Source organism: Pseudomonas sp. KH_046_1 (assembly GCF_057839025.1).
Window position 1 is genome coordinate 1,610,335 of sequence record NZ_CM174481.1, and the last position, 17,135, is coordinate 1,627,469.

Annotated in this window: 13 protein-coding genes; 6 read left to right on the top strand and 7 right to left on the bottom strand. The window is 57.9% G+C overall.

The genetic code is table 11. The features are described from left to right. The first annotated feature begins 271 nt into the window (after window positions 1–271). Window positions 272–2,284, top strand: coding sequence for a hypothetical protein (locus AC3IT9_RS07280; RefSeq protein WP_489272533.1), 2,013 nt, complete (start codon window positions 272–274; stop codon window positions 2,282–2,284). 100 nt (window positions 2,285–2,384) lie between these two features. Here the strand turns inward: AC3IT9_RS07280 and AC3IT9_RS07285 are convergent, their stop codons facing one another. Beyond that, window positions 2,385–2,609 (bottom strand): hypothetical protein, encoded by a 225-nt coding sequence (locus AC3IT9_RS07285; protein ID WP_224789675.1) that lies wholly within the window; start codon window positions 2,607–2,609, stop codon window positions 2,385–2,387. Window positions 2,610–2,655: 46 nt separating this feature from the next. Between AC3IT9_RS07285 and AC3IT9_RS07290 the strand changes: the two genes are divergently transcribed. Continuing rightward, the gene (locus AC3IT9_RS07290; RefSeq protein WP_489272534.1) at window positions 2,656–4,758 is read left to right on the top strand and encodes an autotransporter outer membrane beta-barrel domain-containing protein; all 2,103 of its coding nucleotides are present in this window, start codon (window positions 2,656–2,658) and stop codon (window positions 4,756–4,758) included. A gap of 114 nt (window positions 4,759–4,872) precedes the next feature. Here the strand turns inward: AC3IT9_RS07290 and AC3IT9_RS07295 are convergent, their stop codons facing one another. The 5 genes from AC3IT9_RS07295 to AC3IT9_RS07315 all read right to left on the bottom strand — a co-directional run bounded on the left by AC3IT9_RS07295 (window position 4,873) and on the right by AC3IT9_RS07315 (window position 11,407). Further along, window positions 4,873–7,512 carry a hypothetical protein gene (locus tag AC3IT9_RS07295; RefSeq protein ID WP_489272536.1) on the bottom strand — a complete coding sequence of 880 codons (2,640 nt, stop codon included), beginning with the start codon at window positions 7,510–7,512 and terminating at the stop codon, window positions 4,873–4,875. A gap of 129 nt (window positions 7,513–7,641) precedes the next feature. After that, window positions 7,642–9,582, bottom strand: coding sequence for a cyclic di-GMP receptor LapD (gene lapD / locus AC3IT9_RS07300; protein ID WP_489272537.1), 1,941 nt, complete (start codon window positions 9,580–9,582; stop codon window positions 7,642–7,644). Window positions 9,583–9,604: 22 nt separating this feature from the next. Beyond that, window positions 9,605–10,312 (bottom strand): cysteine protease LapG, encoded by a 708-nt coding sequence (gene lapG, locus AC3IT9_RS07305; protein ID WP_489272539.1) that lies wholly within the window; start codon window positions 10,310–10,312, stop codon window positions 9,605–9,607. Window positions 10,313–10,413: 101 nt separating this feature from the next. Continuing rightward, a complete protein-coding gene (locus AC3IT9_RS07310; protein ID WP_489272540.1) occupies window positions 10,414–10,809 on the bottom strand; it encodes a YbaN family protein in 396 nt (131 codons plus the stop codon). Window positions 10,810–10,819: 10 nt separating this feature from the next. Beyond that, on the bottom strand, window positions 10,820–11,407 hold the full coding sequence (locus AC3IT9_RS07315) for a UPF0149 family protein (RefSeq protein WP_007975277.1): 588 nt from the start codon (window positions 11,405–11,407) through the stop codon (window positions 10,820–10,822). A gap of 386 nt (window positions 11,408–11,793) precedes the next feature. On the opposite strand from AC3IT9_RS07315, the gene recQ reads away from it, so the two are divergent. The 4 genes from recQ (at window position 11,794) to AC3IT9_RS07335 (ending at window position 16,176) form a co-directional block, all read left to right on the top strand. Beyond that, complete coding sequence (recQ, locus tag AC3IT9_RS07320; RefSeq protein ID WP_489272542.1) at window positions 11,794–13,920, top strand: DNA helicase RecQ; 2,127 nt, start codon at window positions 11,794–11,796, stop codon at window positions 13,918–13,920. Between the two features lie 119 nt (window positions 13,921–14,039). Further along, entirely contained in the window at window positions 14,040–14,474 is a 435-nt protein-coding gene (locus AC3IT9_RS07325) for a MarR family transcriptional regulator (RefSeq protein ID WP_150724407.1), read from the top strand. A 127-nt stretch (window positions 14,475–14,601) separates the two neighbouring features. Next, window positions 14,602–15,855, top strand: a complete 1,254-nt coding sequence (locus tag AC3IT9_RS07330) for a FimV/HubP-related protein (protein WP_489272544.1) — start codon at window positions 14,602–14,604, stop codon at window positions 15,853–15,855. A 33-nt stretch (window positions 15,856–15,888) separates the two neighbouring features. Continuing rightward, window positions 15,889–16,176 (top strand): Rdx family protein, encoded by a 288-nt coding sequence (locus AC3IT9_RS07335; protein ID WP_056721456.1) that lies wholly within the window; start codon window positions 15,889–15,891, stop codon window positions 16,174–16,176. Here the strand turns inward: AC3IT9_RS07335 and AC3IT9_RS07340 are convergent. Continuing rightward, on the bottom strand, window positions 16,170–17,063 hold the full coding sequence (locus AC3IT9_RS07340; RefSeq protein WP_489272546.1) for a DMT family transporter: 894 nt from the start codon (window positions 17,061–17,063) through the stop codon (window positions 16,170–16,172). The two genes, AC3IT9_RS07335 and AC3IT9_RS07340, sit on opposite strands and share 7 nt — an antisense overlap. Window positions 17,064–17,135 lie beyond the last annotated feature (72 nt).

The following is a 17,135-nucleotide window of genomic DNA, read 5'->3' on the forward strand; positions in this document are numbered from 1 at the left end:
TTTTTGTCTGCGACAGAAGTGAAAGTCCGACCAATGGTAGAGAGAACTGTAATTTCTGACAGTAGCCAGTCCTTCTTCGCTGCCTTTAAATCAAGTCTCGCCCCATGAGTAAACAGGTGAGCATTCCTTAAACACTCATGTGTGCCAGAGCATCTCGATGCCCTGCTTTGGCACGCGCATACCGGGTTTGTCATACAGGCGCCAAGTCTTCGTGGATGGGGCGTGAGTCGACACGTGGGCAGAACGTCCGATTACTGGAAGGAACTGCGAAATGACCATTGTTGAAAAAACCAACACGCTGAAAACCAGTTCACTGCGCAGCAGGAAAAAGCCTCGCGTCCCTGGGCCGGCAGATTACGATCCACCCGGAGTGGAATCACCTGTGTTGCTGGGGCCGACAGATGATGACCCGGGTAATCAGGTCCATACCGATGACCAAGGCCTTGCGGTGAGTCTGACCTTTGCGAACCTGGCCGCTGGCGACATTCCGAACAACACTCTGGTGCAAGTACAAGCAAGGTGGGATGGCGCCCTGACAGGGAACATAGTCGAGGGCCGCACTCCTTTGGCGGCCGACTGGGCAGATGATAAAAGGCTGGTGATTCCAGCAGGCAAGACAGACGTACCGGGACCTCACGAGGTTAAATACAGGGTGAAGTTTGGCTTGAACGGCAAGGATTCTAATCCGATAACCATTCATGTCGATAAAGAAGCGCCCACACTGAGTGAGGCGGTCACCTATCCGGATGAAATTAAAAACGACGGGTTTACCCATGAGTATTTTGAGGACGTCTCGCCCCATGCATTATTGAGTTACAAGGATACATATACCGGCGCCAGGACAGATGACTTGTTTGAATTCTGGATGGGAGAGATAGATCAGAACGGGCAACCTACTGCTGATTCGACGCTTATTGAAACCGTGAAACTCGTTTCGCCCAGACAAGCACTGGAAACCAAAAAACTTACAAGGGCATTGATTACGATAGACGAAGGAACAATCGATTTGTTCGCATTCGTAACGGATCGTAAAGGCAATCGAAGCTTGGCATCGCCACCCGTTACAGTTCCCATTTCAATGATTCCCATGCCCAAGGATCTGACACTGGATATCGTGCTGGAAAATGGTGATGTGACTGATCGGGTGATTTTGTTCCGGGATACGCAAGTACCTGTACATGGCAAACATGAGTTTCTGAACTGGAGAGCTGGTGACAAGTTGCGGAGAAAGATCGCTAATCAAACTGAAAGGGTTCTCGATATCAATAGTGCTCCGCCATTCTTTGATAATATCACTTATAGAGAACTTCTGGATGACGGGAACCTGGATCTTAAGGATCTTGAATACAAGTACCAGATTCAACGTGGCAACAAGCTGATCCCTGCAACGCCAATCTCGAAAATATTGAAAGTGCATTTGGATAAACCTGGTGAGCAACCGGATGACCCCGATAATCCTGGAGTGCCAGGCTCTCCAGATCCGAAGTTGAATATTGTCAATGTGAAAGGGGTAAATGCTAGGCTCAACTATCTGAGTAAGCACGATACGGAGTTGGGTGCAACTGCATTTGTATTGATTTATAAGGGGCATAAAAAAGATGATGAAATTGAGTTTAGTTATCATGGTGTTCCACTGTCAACCGTTTTGAAGTTGAATGGTGGTGAGGCAGATGATGAAGTTTTGGAAGTTCACGTTCCTGCGGATTACATTGCTAAAGGAGGTAACAACAAACAAATGCGTTTTGGTTACACTGTTTTTCATGCAGATATAAATGAGACGATTGCTATCGCAGTAGACCAGCTTCTCGATGTTTATGTCGATGAGATTCCTATGCCTCAACCCAATTTCAAAGTGACCGGCGATCCTGGGAACGGTGACGGTGAAACGGTGTACTGCGACTCTTTGGTGCGTGATCCAAAAACGAACAAGGTTGCAGTCGAGGTCACGTTTCCCCCGAATGAAAAATTCGCAGATAAGGAAATTTCATTTTTCATCCAGGGATTTGAGAACGTGGTTGATGCGGGCCAAAACAAGCCCGGCCTGTCGATAGAGGGTGCATCGGACAGTGTGTATGAAACACCGAATGCAGACCAGGCAGCGGCAGGTTTTAGTGTGTTCTTTGAACATACTGTCTTCGAGAAAATTTTTAACGGTTGGTGCGAACTGCATTGTGGGGCGATCCAGGATATATACTACACACGCTCGTATCCTTTAAGGTTCCGCGTCACCATGAACCATGGTGATGGCTCGTATTGCGAACTCCCCCCTCCCTTGACCAAATAATCTGGAGGCGCTCAGGCGCCTCCATTTTTTCAAGCGTTTTTATTGTGCGGTGGACTGGATTGGGAGTGGCGGATTTGTCTGATGCGCTTAGAGATTAATCCTACATTTTTCCGTAGGAAGAATCGGTATCGTCTGCCGCCTTCGTAGTCCTCCAGGTGTCATTGTTCAGTGAGGGCGCAATGATAGAAGGATATGAACCCATGGCGATCCGCACAGCAGCAAACCCGACTTTCACCTTACGATCCATTGGAACGCTGGCGTTGATGCCAGCTTTTTTTTTGAGCTCATCCGCTTTTGCAGCGGTCATCGTCGATAACGGCAGCACGCTGGATATCGATCCGACAAGCGCGCCTGTACCTATCGACTATTTGGTGCGTAATAACAGTGTCCTCAATGTGAACGGTGCCACGACGCAAAGCATCGAGATTCAACGTGGCTCGACGCTCAATATCAACGGCGGCACCATCAACGGCAATGCCGGTGGCGACGGAATCACCATCAACGGTAGCCGGGGGAGCATCAATCAGGCGACGGTGACCGCTGACGGCTTCGCACTGTTGGTCAACCGGGAACCCGGATCGACGCAGGGATCGGTGGTGACTGCGGCAAACAGTCAGTTCAGTGGCGCCATATCCGGTGCCGCTGTGTCGGGTTTCAGTACCCTGGACCTGATCAACAGCAAGGCCACGGGGACGGACCCAGGCAGCTTCGGCCTGTTCGTAGCGGGGGGCGTCGTTCGCGCATCCGCCAATACGCAAATCAGCGGTGATGCCGCCGGTGTCCGGTTTGAAACGGACTCACCCGTAGGCACTGCATCGTTGCTGCTGGACGGCTCAAGCGTAGTGGGCCGCAGCGGGCCGGCGTTGGAGGTGGACGGTGGTGTCGACGCCACGATCGAGGTGTTGAACGGTTCCACGTTGACGGCCGGTAACGGCAATCTGCTGGAAGTGCTGGGCGCATCCACGGCCGCCATGAGAGTGGCCGGCAGCGCCTTGCAAGGCAATGTGCAAGTCACTGACAACAGTAGCGCCAACCTGACGTTCGATCGAGGTCAGATGACCGGCGACGTAGTGGTCGAAAATGGCTCTACCGCCAATGTCACCCTGCAAAACGGCTCGCAGTTCACCGGTCGCCTGGATAACGTCACTGGCGTCACGCTCAGTCAGTCGAACTGGACCATGACCGGTAATGACACGGTCGGCAGCCTGACCATGGATGGCGGCCGGGTGGATTTCGGTGATGCCGCGGGCGCATTCCGTCAACTGAACATCGGAACCCTTGAGGGCAATGGCACGTTTGCCATGAAGGGCGATTTTGCTACCGGAACCAGTGATTTTCTCAATGTGACCGGCGCAGCCAATGGTCAATTCGAGCTGAAAGTCGAGGCTTCGGGCACGGATGCGGTGGCCACGCAACAACTGGCACTGGTACGCACTGCCAGCGGCAATGCGCAGTTCTCGCTGAACGGCGGCCGGGTGGATCTGGGCACCTGGTCCTATGATCTGGCCAGCGCCACCGATGGCAGCGGCGGTACAGAGTGGTTCCTCGACCCCGCCACGAAAACGGTCAGCCCCGGCGCCCAGACGGCGTTGGCGTTGTTCCGCACCGCGTCGACCATTTCCTATGGCGAGCTGAAATCACTCGAAAGCCGCATGGGTGACTTGCAATCGAATGGCAATTTGTACGGCGTCTGGGTACGTCCCTACGGTAACAAGTACAACGTCGGCGAGGGGGCGGGCGTGGCCTACCAACAGCGGCAACAGGGCGTTTCCCTGGGGGCCGATACACGTCTGGGTGATGGCCCCTGGCGAGTCGGGGTGCTGGCCGGTTACAGCCAGTCGGACATTGATCTCAAAGGCGGAAGCAGCGCAACGGTCGATAGTTTTTACGCCGGTCCATACGTTGGCTGGCAGGATCCGGACAACGGCTACTACGTCGATGGCGCGCTGAAATTCAACCATTTCCGCAACGACTCAAAAATCCGTTTGAGCGACGGATCCCGCGCCAAAGGCGACTACAGCAACTCGGCTGTCAGCGCACTGGTGGAAGTCGGCCGCAACATCCGGCTGGCGGATGATTGGCTGGTCAAGCCTTCCGCCCAATTGTCGGCGGCTGTCATCGAGGGCGCGAGTTATGACCTCGATAATGGCATGGACGCCGACGGCGACCGGACGCGTTCGTTGCGTGCCAAGCTGGGTGTCGCTGCCGGTCGTGACTTCAAGATGGGCAGCGGCACCGTCGTGCAGCCATACGGGCGGGTCGCAATGGTTCATGAGTTTGCCAACAATGACAACGTGCATGTCAACGGCAACGAGCTCAACAGCGATTTGTCGGGCAGTGGGTTTGAGGTGGGTGGCGGAGTGTCCGTTGCCTTGGCATCCAATGTACGGGTGAGTGCGGACCTCGACTACGGCAAAGGGGAAAGTTACGAACAGCCATGGTCGGCGACGCTGGGGGTGAGTTACGGGTTTTAATGGCTTGGTATAGAGGAATGAAAAAAACCGCGTTAAGCGGTTTTTTTCATTGCCTGGTACTACTGATGAAAAGCCTGTGGAGTAATCAGGTAAACAACCCTGACTTACTAATTACTAAGTGATTGTAATGTACCAATCCTGCGAAACCTGCCCGTTCACCCCTTTCACCTGGAATCTGTGGCTTCCCTTTAATAGTTCACCGGTGTCTATTTGGAATTCTCCATTTTCTTCAGCGTATCTTATGCTTGCGAGGTTATCGTTAACATACAGTTTGATCTCCGAGTACTGGTAGGCGCCGGATCCGTAGAAATAAATCAAACTCATCGGAGAATGAGGAACACTACCGGAGTTTTGAATGGGGGTTCCGTTTCTGCTTGTGACCCTATCAATGATCAGCTCAGAGTTCTCCACCACGTAAAATGTGCGGGGCGGGCTGGACACGACATCCTTGACCTTGATGGTGATGCTATGAAGTCCAAGGGATACACCTCGAACGTGACGCCAATCGTCGTCTCCGTCGGCGGTTACTTCCTTCCATTTACTATTGTGGTTCCAAATTTCAACTGTGTGGTGTGGACTGGCCTTGCCGATAAACGTGAGGCTTGTGTCAGTGGTGTATCCACCTTCCAGAATGGGGTTGTTTTTGGAGTCGACGATGTTCGTTACTTCGCCGAACGGTGTAACGGTAAACGTGTAGGGTGGGAAGGATGTTTCGCCCTGCCCATACAGGGCCTTTACGGTAAGGCTGACGAACTCGGTAAAAGCGGTTATGGGTTGTACCCACTTGCCCTCACCATCGGCCTCAGGCTCTCCCAGCGGATCAATACCTTTGAGCAACCGGACCTTCTGTCCTGGTGCTGCCTTGCCGCTGACGGTCAGATGAATATCTCTGGTCTCGGAGCCAGACAGGACAAGGGTGCCATTGGAATCCTTAACGCTTTCGATGTCCGGTTTGACGTCCTGTTTCCCGGTAGTAAATGTCCATGGATTAGACTCGGCATTGTTACCATAGTCTGCCACCGCGATGAGTGTATGACGGGTATCGTATTTCAGATTTGGAACGAATCTGACCCATTTGCCCTTATCGTCGGTCGGTTCCGGCGTCGGATCGGTGACACCGTTGATCTTCAGCTTGATCCCGGCTGACGGCTTGGCATCACCCCTGACTATTACATGGTTGTATGGGGTACTACCGTTGTCCTCGATCGGGCCGTCCGAATCGTACACGCGGGTATTGTGCGGCTTGATGATGGATGAAACGGTAAAGGTGCGCGGCGGGTCGGTGATGTCCCCCTCGCCATAGTTCGCCTTGGCGGCGAGGCGGTAGAAACCGTCTATCACATCGAGCAGAAATTTCCATTGGCCATCGTCGGGATCGGCAGGTGCAATGGCATCTTTTATGGGGTTGCCATCATTGAGTAGCTGAATGCTCTCTCCGGGTCTGGCATGCCCCTTGATGATCAACTGGTTCTTGTCGGTGGTGCCGTCGTCAGGGACAGGAGGGCCGTCTTCGGACTCGAGGACATCATCCAGGCTCAGCTCGACGGCCAACTCCACGGTAAAGGTGCGGGGCGGTTCGGAAATCTCGTCATCGCCATAACGCGCCTGAACGGTAAGGCTGTACGAACGGGGACTCACATCAAGTTCGAATGTCCAGTATCCGTCTTCCTCATCGGCGTGTGCGATTGCTTCTGGGATGTCCACGTTATAATTGCGCAACTGCACATCTTTGCCGGGCCTGGCATAGCCGCTGACCGTTACCTTATTGTCGTAGGTCTTGCCGCCCTCATCGATCGACCCCTCTGAATCGGCGACATCATCCAGGCTCAGCTTGACATCCAACGCCACGATAAAGGGATAGGGCGGCTTGGAAATCTCGCCCTCGCCATAACACGCCTGAGCGTCAAGGCTGTGCGGACCGGGGAACACCTCATGTTCGATTTTCCAGGATCCTTTCTCCAGCTCGGCGGTCGCCGTTGCTCCGTCGATAAGCGTCTCGTTATTGCGTAGCTGCACATCTTCGCCGGGCTTGGCATAGCCATGGACCGTAACCTTGTTGTCGTAGGTGGTGCCGCCTTCAGGGATCGCCTTCTCTTGGGAGTCGTAGACCCTATCAAGGATCAGTTTTACATCCAATACGACGCGGAATTCGAACACGTCGGACTCTTTGCCATTGGCTGCCCTGATCTTGATGCTGTAGGCGCCAGCGGTGAGCCCATCGAAGGTGAGATTGAACTGGCCGTTACGATCAACAGTGTCTTGCTTGCCCGTGGGAGTGTCGCCGTTGAATGCTTCGACTTCCATTTCGGGAGGTGCGTGGCCGGAGAACTCCAACGAGTCGCCGTCGTAGGTCGCGCCACTTTCAATCGGGCCATCCTTGCCAGTGACTTTGTCGATGATCGGTGTCTCGGTCGCCAGGACGAAAATGTATTGTGTGGATGAATCTTGAGGTAACTCTTTTTCGATAGCATTAAGGCTGTAACGCTTGAAGGTCGACAGGGGAGGAAGCTGTTTGATCCAGTTGCCAGAAGCGCCGCTTGTGACTTCAACCAGTCTGGTCAGACCATCGCGTAACCAGAGATCCGTGTTGGGCCCAGCCATGCCCGTGGCCGTCAGGTTTTTATCGAAGGTAGTGGTGTTCTTGCCAACCAGGTCGCCTTTGGAGTCACGGATCTCGGTGAAAGTCACCGTTGCCATGGTTTCGATTGGGGTATCTGGGGAGAGCGTTGAGGAACTCGGTGGTTTCGCGGTCATGATGGTGACTCCGTTCGTTGACAGGGGTAACGGAGTGATTTAAAGCCCGGAACGACGGGTTGACTACTGTCAGAAATAACAGGTTGGTGAGGTTTTCGGATCAATGGTCAGGACGTAGCGGGCCGGCCATTACATCGGCTCTGGCGCCCCGATCAACCGCCCCATCGCCCCGAATACGCCCAACTCCCGGATGATCTCCAGTTCCCCTGGCGTCTCGACCATCTCGGCAATCAGCGGCAGATCAATGCTGTGGGTCGCGCGAAAGATCGCGTCGATGAACAGCCGCTTGTCAGGTTGCTCGTCAATGTTGCGAATGTAGGCCCCATCGATTTTCAGGTACGCCAAGCCCAATTGGGTGAGGTTGCCGATCTGGCTGAAGCGCCCGCCAAAGTGCTGCAGGCCGATTCGATAACCGGTCTTGAGCAATGTGCTGCAAAGGTTCTGTAGCACTTCGGGGGAGGGCAACTGGCGCTCGTCGATTTCCAGGGTCAGCAGCGGCGCCAGTTCGGGAAGGGAGTCAAGCAGGTCGAGGATTGTTCGCCATTGCAGCGGGTCGCGCAGGGTGCTCCCGGACAGGCTTAGCGCCAAGGGCCTGCGGTTGACCACCAAGTGGTCCAGCGTGGCTTCGAGCATCGCCAGGTCGAAGCGTGCCGACCAGCCGAGACGCTCGATCCATGGCAGGAAATGCCCGGCGGCAATCGCCTCGCCCTGTGGGTCGAGCAGGCGTGCGAGCACTTTGTGATGCAGCACCTGGTGGGTGTCGGCGCATTGCACGACGGGCTGGAAGTACAGCTGCATTTTGCCTTCGGTCAAGGCGTCGTCGATCCAGGTGCGCCAGTCGTGCTGAGAGTGATTCGGCGCCGTGTCACGATGGCTCAAATAAACCCAGGGTCGTTCGGGATGTTGCCGGGACTCCGTCACTGCCTGATCAAGGCGCAGGAGTACGGTGCTGATCGGCTCACCGGGGTGGTAGGCGACAACGCCCAGATGGGCGACGGGCATGCAATCGCTGGCGCCGGTCAGGCGCAGGTTCTCCAGGCTGACGCTGACATCGGCGGCCAGGCGCGCGGCACTTTCAGCGTCCAGACCCGGTGTCAGCAGGCTGAATTCGCCGCCACGATTGCGCGCCGCCAGCCAGGTGCGACGCTCCGGCAATTGAGTCAGGCGCTTGAGGAATTCACCTACAGCACTGATCAGCGCGTCAGTCCGTTGGCCACCCAGGCGCTGATTGAGGCCGTTCAGGTCGTTGATCCGCAACATCAGCAAATGGCCGTCGCGGCTCTGTTCGCACACACGTAAATGGTCGGCCAGTTGCTCATCGAGCAGGCGCCGGTTGGCCAGGCCGGTGAGGCTGTCCAGATAGGATTCGGCCCGCAGTTTTTCGCTGCGCGCAGCCTCCTCGACGAACAGTGCCTTGAGCTTTTCGACCATCTGGTTCATCGCCAGCACCACCCGTTTCAGTTCCGGCGTGCGCGGCAGTTTCGACAGGCTGAGAAACTCGCGTTTGCTGATGGCCTCGGCTTGTTGGACCATACTGTCGAGTGGGCGAAATTGCCGGCGCAGCATCCATCCTCCAATCACGGCACTGAACACCCCGCACAACAGCAACCAGATCAGGCTGCCGAGGGTGCTGTCCCAGAGCTTGGCCAGGGCAAATTGCGGATTGCTCAGCACTTCGACCCGTGCCAGCTGTTCCCAGCCGCGCATGATCAAGGCATCGCCACCTTCCGGGCGCAGGTCGACCAGGTTGACGAACCAGTCAGGCACACCGTCGATTTTTGTCGGTGCGCTGCGTTCCACCAGGGTTTGCTGATCCTTGAGCCGAATGACGCGGATGCTGCTGAAATAGCCGCTGTCGAAAATCGAACTGACCATCAGTTCCATCATTGCCGGGTCATCGACCTGCGCCGTCAGCGACAGCCCCAGCGCGGTGGCCGCGTCCTGGGCGTGGGCGCGCAGCTGGCTGAGCGTTTGCTCGCGGGAGCTTTCCAGGCTGGCAAAAAAACTGCCGCTGAACGCCACCAGCAGGAACAGGCAGATGGCCAGGAACAACTGTTTACGCAGTGTCATACATCGCTCCTTGGCATGGCGGCTAGCCGTCACCGATGTCGAACCCTTCGGCCTGCATCTTTTTCAACACGTCCTGCCAGCGCGACAGCTTTTTCGAGTCGCTGCTGCGCTGGTCACCGTTCTTGCCCGGCAGGTACAGGCCTTCGGCGTTGAAGGCGTAAACCGGCAGCAAGTCTTTACGCTGGGAAGCGGGGCGGATATCGCCGATCAAGTTGTCCAGCACCAGCGGGTCGGCTGTGGGGGTGCTGTAGAACGTCAGCACCATGTGCGCCTGGTTCCGGCTCAGGGCCTTGACGTAGGTGATGCGCAGTTTTTCGCTGGAAATGCCGAGTCGGCGCAGGCTGAAATACTTCGCCAGCGCGTAGTCCTCGCAATCGGCGGCGCCCTTGATCAGGGCTTCGACGGGCGTGGCCCAGTAATCGGTCTGTTGCCAGATGCGCGTGTCGTCCTGGAAGTTCAGGTGCTGATCGAAGAAGCGGTTCACCGCGTTGAGCTGCTCGCGTTCGGTCGCGCCGCGTGCACTTTGCAGCATTTGACTCCACGCCTCGATCCGATCTCGCGCCGCTCCGAGCGGGCCGTAGCGTTGTTCAACGGTTTGCAGAATCTGCGCAAAATCCCAGTCGGCCCGGACCCCGTTGAATACGGTCAGTAGCAAACCCGCCAGCAGCAACCAGCCGCCGAGCCGAAGTCGGAGCGTTGGCCATCCTGGACTACGCAGACTGCGGGCCATGTCTGGCTGCTCGAGTGTAGGTTTGTGAAGTTTAGGTGGTGTTTTGGGCGCGGCAGGACAGGTCGTCGGACGGGGCTAGCCACAAATGGCCAAGGGAGACTTCAGGGTTTGTGCAGGGTTTTCTGCTTGAGGATGTAGATCGTCACGAGTACCGCACTGGTCAGCATGAAGCCCCGTGCCCAGGGCAGCGGCACCAGGTAGCACGAGAGCAGGATGCTCGCCCACATCAAGCTGATGGCGTAGACCTTGCTCTTGAGCGGGATGCCGTTGCCGTCGAGGTAGTCGCGGATCCAGGGGCCAAGCCGTGGATGCTCAACCAGCCATTGATAAAAGCGCGGGGAACTACGGGCGAAGCAGGCTGCCGCCAGTAACAGGAAAGGGGTGGTGGGCAATACCGGCAGGAAAATCCCGATCACCCCCAGCGCCACACTCAGCCAGCCGATGGCCAGCAGCACGTAGCGCAACATCAGGGGGCGGTTGCCTATGGGGTTGTCCATAGGCAGAACCTTAGTGGTGGCGAGGCTTGAGAATCGCCGGTTTTTCGTCTGGCGCGTTGCACAGCAGGTACAGCGCAGTCAGGGCTTCCGGGATCTGCACGATCATGTCGTCCATCAGGTTGGCGTCGGCGGCAATGTCGGAGAACTCCGGTTGCTCGTCGAACAGACCCGAACCGACCATGATCGGCAGCAGCATTTCGCTGACTTCGTCTTCGGCGGTTTCGAACCAGGCTTCTTCGCGCAGGAACACGCCTTCCATGAAACCGATGCACCAGCCGCGCAGTTCGGAATCATCCGGGTCGTCGCCCAGGTCGAGGTCGCACGGCAGCTCGAACTCTTCGTCGGAGGCCAGTTGGCGGGCGATGTGGGCCTTGAGGCCGATCAGCGTGGCTTCGATCTCTTCGCGCTGGGCTTCGCCGCTGTAGTGCGGCTCTTCGGCGAAGAGAGCATCGATCCACTCACGATCAGGAACGACTTCGGAACAGATCGACAGCGCAGTGAGGTAGCCGTGGGCGGCCACGTAGTCCAGCGCCTCGTCATGCAGTTCATCAGCATCGAGGAAGACTTGCAGGCGGGTTAGTTGCTCAGCGAAGGACATTAAAGGACTACCTTGGGGAATGTTCGATGCGGGAATTCTAGGCCTTCTTGAGCACTTGAGCCAGCCGCACGGCATATTTGCACCGTATTCCCTGTAGGAGCGAGCCTGCTCGCGATAGCGGTGGTTCAGGCGAAATCAATGTTGACTGTGATGGCCTCATCGCGAGCAGGCTCGCTCCTACAGTTTTGGCATTGCATGGGCGGAGTCTTATCAGCGGTGCCCTTTGCCGGACAGCGCTCGGGTATACTCGCGCGTTTTGTAATGCCCTGCTGGCGTTACGGCTGAAATGTGAAGCGTCATGCAATGCGCACTTACGATTTGTCGGTGCAGCATCGCGGGTTCTGAACCAGCATTGCAGGGATGTTTCGGTGATTTTTGGAGTTTCTATGCTCGAACAGGCTCAACGCGTCCTCAAGGACATCTTCGGCTACGACAGTTTCCGTGGCCGCCAGGGTGCAATCATTGAGCGCGTGGCCAGTGGCGGCGATGCCCTGGTCCTGATGCCTACCGGTGGCGGCAAGTCCCTGTGCTTCCAGGTCCCGGCGCTGTTGCGCGAAGGCCTGGCCGTGGTGGTCTCGCCGCTGATCGCACTGATGGACGATCAGGTCGCCACCCTCGAAGAGCTGGGCGTGGCCGCCGCCGCATTGAACTCCACCCTCAGCGCCGAGCAGCAGCGCGACCTCGCCGCCCGTATCCGCCGCGGCGAGGTGAAAATGCTCTATCTGGCGCCGGAACGTCTGGTCCAGCCGCGCATGTTGTCCTTCCTGCAGGGGCTGGACATCGCCCTGTTCGCCATCGACGAAGCACACTGCGTGTCGCAATGGGGCCACGATTTCCGCCCGGAATACCTGCAACTGGGCCAATTGGCGGAAATGTTCCCCGACGTGCCGCGCATCGCCCTGACCGCCACGGCCGACAAGCGCACCCGGGAAGAAATCGTCACCCGTTTGCACCTGCAAGACGCCGAGCGCTTCCTGTCGAGCTTCGACCGGCCGAACATCTTTTATCGCATCGTGCCCAAGGAGCAGCCGCGCAAGCAGTTGCTGGCGTTCCTCGCCGAGCGCCGTAGCGATGCGGGCATCGTGTATTGCCTGTCGCGCAAGAAAGTCGAGGAAGTCGCTGCGTTCCTCAGCGAACAAGGCTTCCCGGCGCTGCCGTACCACGCTGGTCTGCCCAACGATCTGCGGGCCTACCATCAGAAACGCTTCCTCAATGAGGAAGGCCTGATCATGGTTGCGACGGTGGCGTTCGGCATGGGCATCGACAAGCCCAACGTGCGTTTCGTCGCGCATCTCGATTTGCCGAAATCTCTTGAGGCCTATTACCAGGAAACCGGTCGTGGCGGCCGTGACGGCCTGCCGGCGGATGCCTGGATGGCCTACGGCCTGCAAGACGTGGTGATGCTCAAGCAGATGCTGCAGAACTCCGAAGGCGACGAGCGCCACAAACGCCTGGAGCAGCACAAGCTCGACGCCATGCTCTCGCTCTGTGAAGAAACCCGCTGCCGTCGGCAAACGCTGCTGGCCTACTTCGACGAAGACATGCCCGAGCCTTGCGGGCATTGCGACAACTGCGTCGATGGTGTGCAGACCTGGGATGCCACCGAGCCTGCGCGTCAGGCGCTGTCGGCGATCTACCGTACCGGGCAGCGCTATGGCGTCGGGCACCTGGTGGACGTGTTGCTGGGTAAGGACAACGAAAAGGTCCGCAGCTTCGGCCATCAGCACCTGTCGGTGTATGGTGTCGGCAAGACGATGGCGGAGGGCGAATGGCGCTCGTTGTTCCGCCAACTGGTGGCTCGCGGTTTGGCCGATGTTGACCATGAGGGCTATGGCGGTCTGCGCCTGAGCGACAGTTGCCGGCCGTTGCTCAAGGGCGAAGTGACCCTGGAGCTGCGCCGCGATCTCAAGGCGCAAACCGTGGCGAAAAGCAGCAAGAGCCAGGCGAGCCAACTGGTCCGTGGCGAGGAGCGCGAACAATGGGAAGCCTTGCGCGCCCTGCGTCGCAAGCTCGCCGAAGAACATGGCGTGCCGCCATACGTCATCTTCCCCGACTCGACCTTGCTGGAAATGCTGCGCAGCCAGCCGACCTCACTGGCGGAAATGGCCACGGTCAGCGGTGTCGGCGCGCGCAAGCTGGAGCGCTACGGCGAGGCCTTCCTCGAAGTGCTCGGCGGCCAGGTCGAGGCGCCGAAACCGGTGGCCGACGTGCGTCATGAACTGATCACTCTGGCGCGGGCCGGGATGACGCCGGTGCAGATCGCCGGTCAGTTGCAGTGCTCGGAAAAGAACGTCTACACCATGCTGGCCGAAGCGATTGGCAAGCAGCAGTTGTCGTTGGAGCAGGCACTGGATCTGCCTGAAGACCTGATGGGCGAAGTCCAGGACGCCTTCCTCGACGGCGAAGGCGAGTTGCCGCCGGTTTCCGAGATCTCCGCGCTGTTTGCAGGCAGGGTTCCGGAAGGGGTGCTGTACTGCGTTCGGGCGGCGTTGCAGTCGGAGTTCGAGATTTGAGACATCTGTAGTGCTGATGTAACGATTCAGTACAGATCAAGCCTTGCCTCAAGTCGAGGCTCATGCTTAGCTGACTAATAATTAGTTTTTATTTATTTCAGTCTGATCATGAGTGTTTTATGCCGTTAACCGATCAACACCGCTTTGGCATGCAATTGGCCCAGATGTCCCGTGGCTGGCGTGCCGAACTGGACCGCCGACTGGCGGGCATGGGCTTGTCCCAGGCGCGCTGGCTGGTGCTGCTGCACCTGGCGCGTTTCGATGAAGCACCGACCCAGCGTGAGCTGGCACAAAGCGTCGGCGTCGAAGGCCCGACCCTGGCCCGTTTGCTCGACAGCCTGGAAAGCCAGGGCCTGGTGCAACGCCAGGCAGTGCTGGAAGACCGTCGGGCGAAGAAAATCGTGCTCTGCGCCCCGGCGCGTCCCCTGATCGAACAAATTGAAACCATTGCCACGCAACTGCGTCACGAACTGTTCGAAGGCGTCGATGAGGCGGATTTGAAGGTGTGCATGCGGGTTCACGGGCACATCCTGGGCAACCTTGAAAAGTCTTGAGGCATAACCGAACGCCAGGCTTTTGAGAGACCGCATTGCGCAGACTATAAGAACTACTCGGCAATATCGTGTTCGTAACGGATGTACGAACCCGTGCGGATGGTTTCTGTAGATCTCAAGGATGCTCATGCTCAAGTGTTGGCGATTGGTTTTACGCGGTGGTTCTCAGTGGTTGCTGACCGGGGTCGCAGTCACTTACTCGGCATGGGCGCCGGCGCTGGGCCTGGGTGAAATCACCCTGCATTCGGCGCTGAATCAACCGCTGCGTGCCGATATCGCACTGGTGGATGCCGCCGGCCTCGAGGAAAACCAGCTGTCGGTGAGCCTGGCAACGGCGGACGAGTTCAGTCGTGTCGGGGTCGACCGGGCATTTTTCCTCAGCGACCTGAAGTTCACCCCGGTGCTGCGCGGTAATCGTAGCGTGATCCAGGTGACCTCCGGCAAACCGGTCAGTGAGCCCTTCCTGAATTTCCTCGTGCAGCTCAATCAGCCTAATGGGCGATTGCTGCGTGAGTACACGGTACTGATCGATCCGCCGGGTTCGTCGGGGGTTGTTCCCGCCGCCGATGAAGCGTTTTCCCGTTCCCCGGCGTCCGCATTCCCCCGTGTTCAACCGGTCGTGGCGCCATCACCCGTGACAAAGACGATGCCAGAACCGGACGTCGCCGTGGTTGATCCCGCTGTCGAACAACTGGCCGCCAGCACCCTGCAAAACCACCAGTTGCAAACCACTGTCGATGAGCTCAACGAGAAGCTTCAAGGCCAGGATGAGCTGATCACCGACCAGAAAAAACAGTTGGCCGAACTGCAAACCCAACTGGCGGAGCTCAAGAAGGTAAAGGCGCAACCCATTGCATCCGACGCCGTGGCGCCACCCCCCGCTATTGCTGAAAGCCCCGGGATTGGCTGGCTGCCGATTGCCGGTGTGTCGGCGCTGATAGCATTGCTGGCGCTGGGCTGGTTTGTTCGACGCCGGCGTCAGCAGCATCAAGTCTCAGAGTCAGAGGCGCTGCCGTCGCAGCATGAACCGTTGGCTGAGCTCTTTACCGAGCCTGTGATGTGGCCCCCCGTCATGCAACCATCCACTGTGCATCGGGACGGGGTGCCGGCCAACGATGAGCTTGAGCGGGTCGACAACCGTCATACCATTCCGGTCGCTACTGCCGTGGCGGTGGTTCCGGGGCTGGCGATATCCGGCGATTCCGCCACTGAGGATGAGTACCGGCTCAACCTGGAGGAGCTGTCCATGGCGTCGAGTTGGGAGGTGATCAGCCCAAACGGGAACCAGCAGTCGGCTGCCCTGGCCATGATCGAGCCTGCGTTCGAGTTGGAGGCGCAACCCGCTCCGCCGTCTCGGCAGCCTCCGGTCGGGCTATCATAGCGGCGTCGTCAAACTCTGGAGTCACGTCCCATCATGACCGTCAGCAAACCGGAAATCATCATCACCTATTGCACGCAATGCCAATGGCTGTTGCGTGCGGCCTGGCTGGCCCAGGAACTGCTCAGCACCTTTGGTGATGATTTGGGCAAAGTCTCCCTGGTGCCGGGCACCGGCGGGGTCTTTCATATCTACTGTGACGCCGTGCAGATCTGGGAGCGCAAGGCCGACGGTGGTTTCCCCGAGGCCAAAGTGCTCAAGCAGCGAGTTCGCGACCAGATTGACCCGGACCGCGACCTGGGGCACAACGACCGCACTCAGTGAGACGCGGCCTCGACTGCAACAGTCTTTTTGCTTGTGCCACTTGAGAACCGGCTGGACACCACAATCGCCACAATGATCAGCGCACCCCCCAGCAACATACGCAGGGTTGGATTTTCGTTGAACAGCAGCCACGCAACAGTGATGCCGTAGACCGGCTCCAGGGCGAACACCACGGCGGCGGTGCGTGCCTTGATCACCGCGAGGCTGGCGACGAACAGGCTGTGGGCGACACCGGTACAGAACACTCCAAGCAGGCCGATCCACAGCCAGTCGATGGCGCGCACTTCGCTCAACTGAGGCGCCGCCACCGGCAGCAGGCACAGGGCAACCACCACGTTCTGGCACAGCGCAGCCTGTACCGGCGGGACCCGCCCGGAGCTGGCACGGTTGGTCAGTGACAGCAGGGCGAACAACAAACCGGAACCCACGGCCCACAGCAGGCCGGTGGTGGCGCCGCTGGCCAGGTCGAAATCTGGCGTGACCAGCACCAGGCCGACACTCACCAGCAGCACCAGCACAATTTCATTGGCGCGAATGCGCTCGCGGAAAATCAGCCCTTCGAGGATTACGGTAAAGGCCGGGAAACTGGCGAAACCGAGCGTCGCAATTGCTACGCCTGCGACTTTCACCGCAATGAAGAAGCTCACCCAGTGCCCGGCCAGCAACAAGCCGCTGAGCAGCAGCCGGCGCCAGTCCACCGCCTCGAGTTTCTGCCAGCGCGTCTGGCTGGCGAACCGTGCAAAGAACGCCAGCGCGAGCACGGCAAACGCGGCACGGCCGAAAACGATGATCGCCGGTGAAGCGGCAGCCAGTTTGCCGAACACACCGGTCAGGCCGAACATCAATGCGCCGATATGCAAGGCGCCAAGGGCGGTACGGGGAGTCATTGCAATCCTTAACGACAAACGAACAGAGGCTTCATTGAAGCGCGTAATCGCCCATCAAGTCTGTCGGCAAAC

Coding starts and splice junctions, on each gene's coding strand:
- AC3IT9_RS07330 (WP_489272544.1), top strand. CDS start 14,602: ATGCTCAAGTGTTGGCGATTGGTTTTACGCGGTGGTTCTCAGTGGTTG.
- AC3IT9_RS07325 (WP_150724407.1), top strand. CDS start 14,040: ATGCCGTTAACCGATCAACACCGCTTTGGCATGCAATTGGCCCAGATG.
- AC3IT9_RS07295 (WP_489272536.1), bottom strand. CDS start 7,512: ATGACCGCGAAACCACCGAGTTCCTCAACGCTCTCCCCAGATACCCCA.
- lapD (WP_489272537.1), bottom strand. CDS start 9,582: ATGACACTGCGTAAACAGTTGTTCCTGGCCATCTGCCTGTTCCTGCTG.
- recQ (WP_489272542.1), top strand. CDS start 11,794: ATGCTCGAACAGGCTCAACGCGTCCTCAAGGACATCTTCGGCTACGAC.
- lapG (WP_489272539.1), bottom strand. CDS start 10,312: ATGGCCCGCAGTCTGCGTAGTCCAGGATGGCCAACGCTCCGACTTCGG.
- AC3IT9_RS07280 (WP_489272533.1), top strand. CDS start 272: ATGACCATTGTTGAAAAAACCAACACGCTGAAAACCAGTTCACTGCGC.
- AC3IT9_RS07340 (WP_489272546.1), bottom strand. CDS start 17,063: ATGACTCCCCGTACCGCCCTTGGCGCCTTGCATATCGGCGCATTGATG.
- AC3IT9_RS07315 (WP_007975277.1), bottom strand. CDS start 11,407: ATGTCCTTCGCTGAGCAACTAACCCGCCTGCAAGTCTTCCTCGATGCT.
- AC3IT9_RS07310 (WP_489272540.1), bottom strand. CDS start 10,809: ATGGACAACCCCATAGGCAACCGCCCCCTGATGTTGCGCTACGTGCTG.
- AC3IT9_RS07335 (WP_056721456.1), top strand. CDS start 15,889: ATGACCGTCAGCAAACCGGAAATCATCATCACCTATTGCACGCAATGC.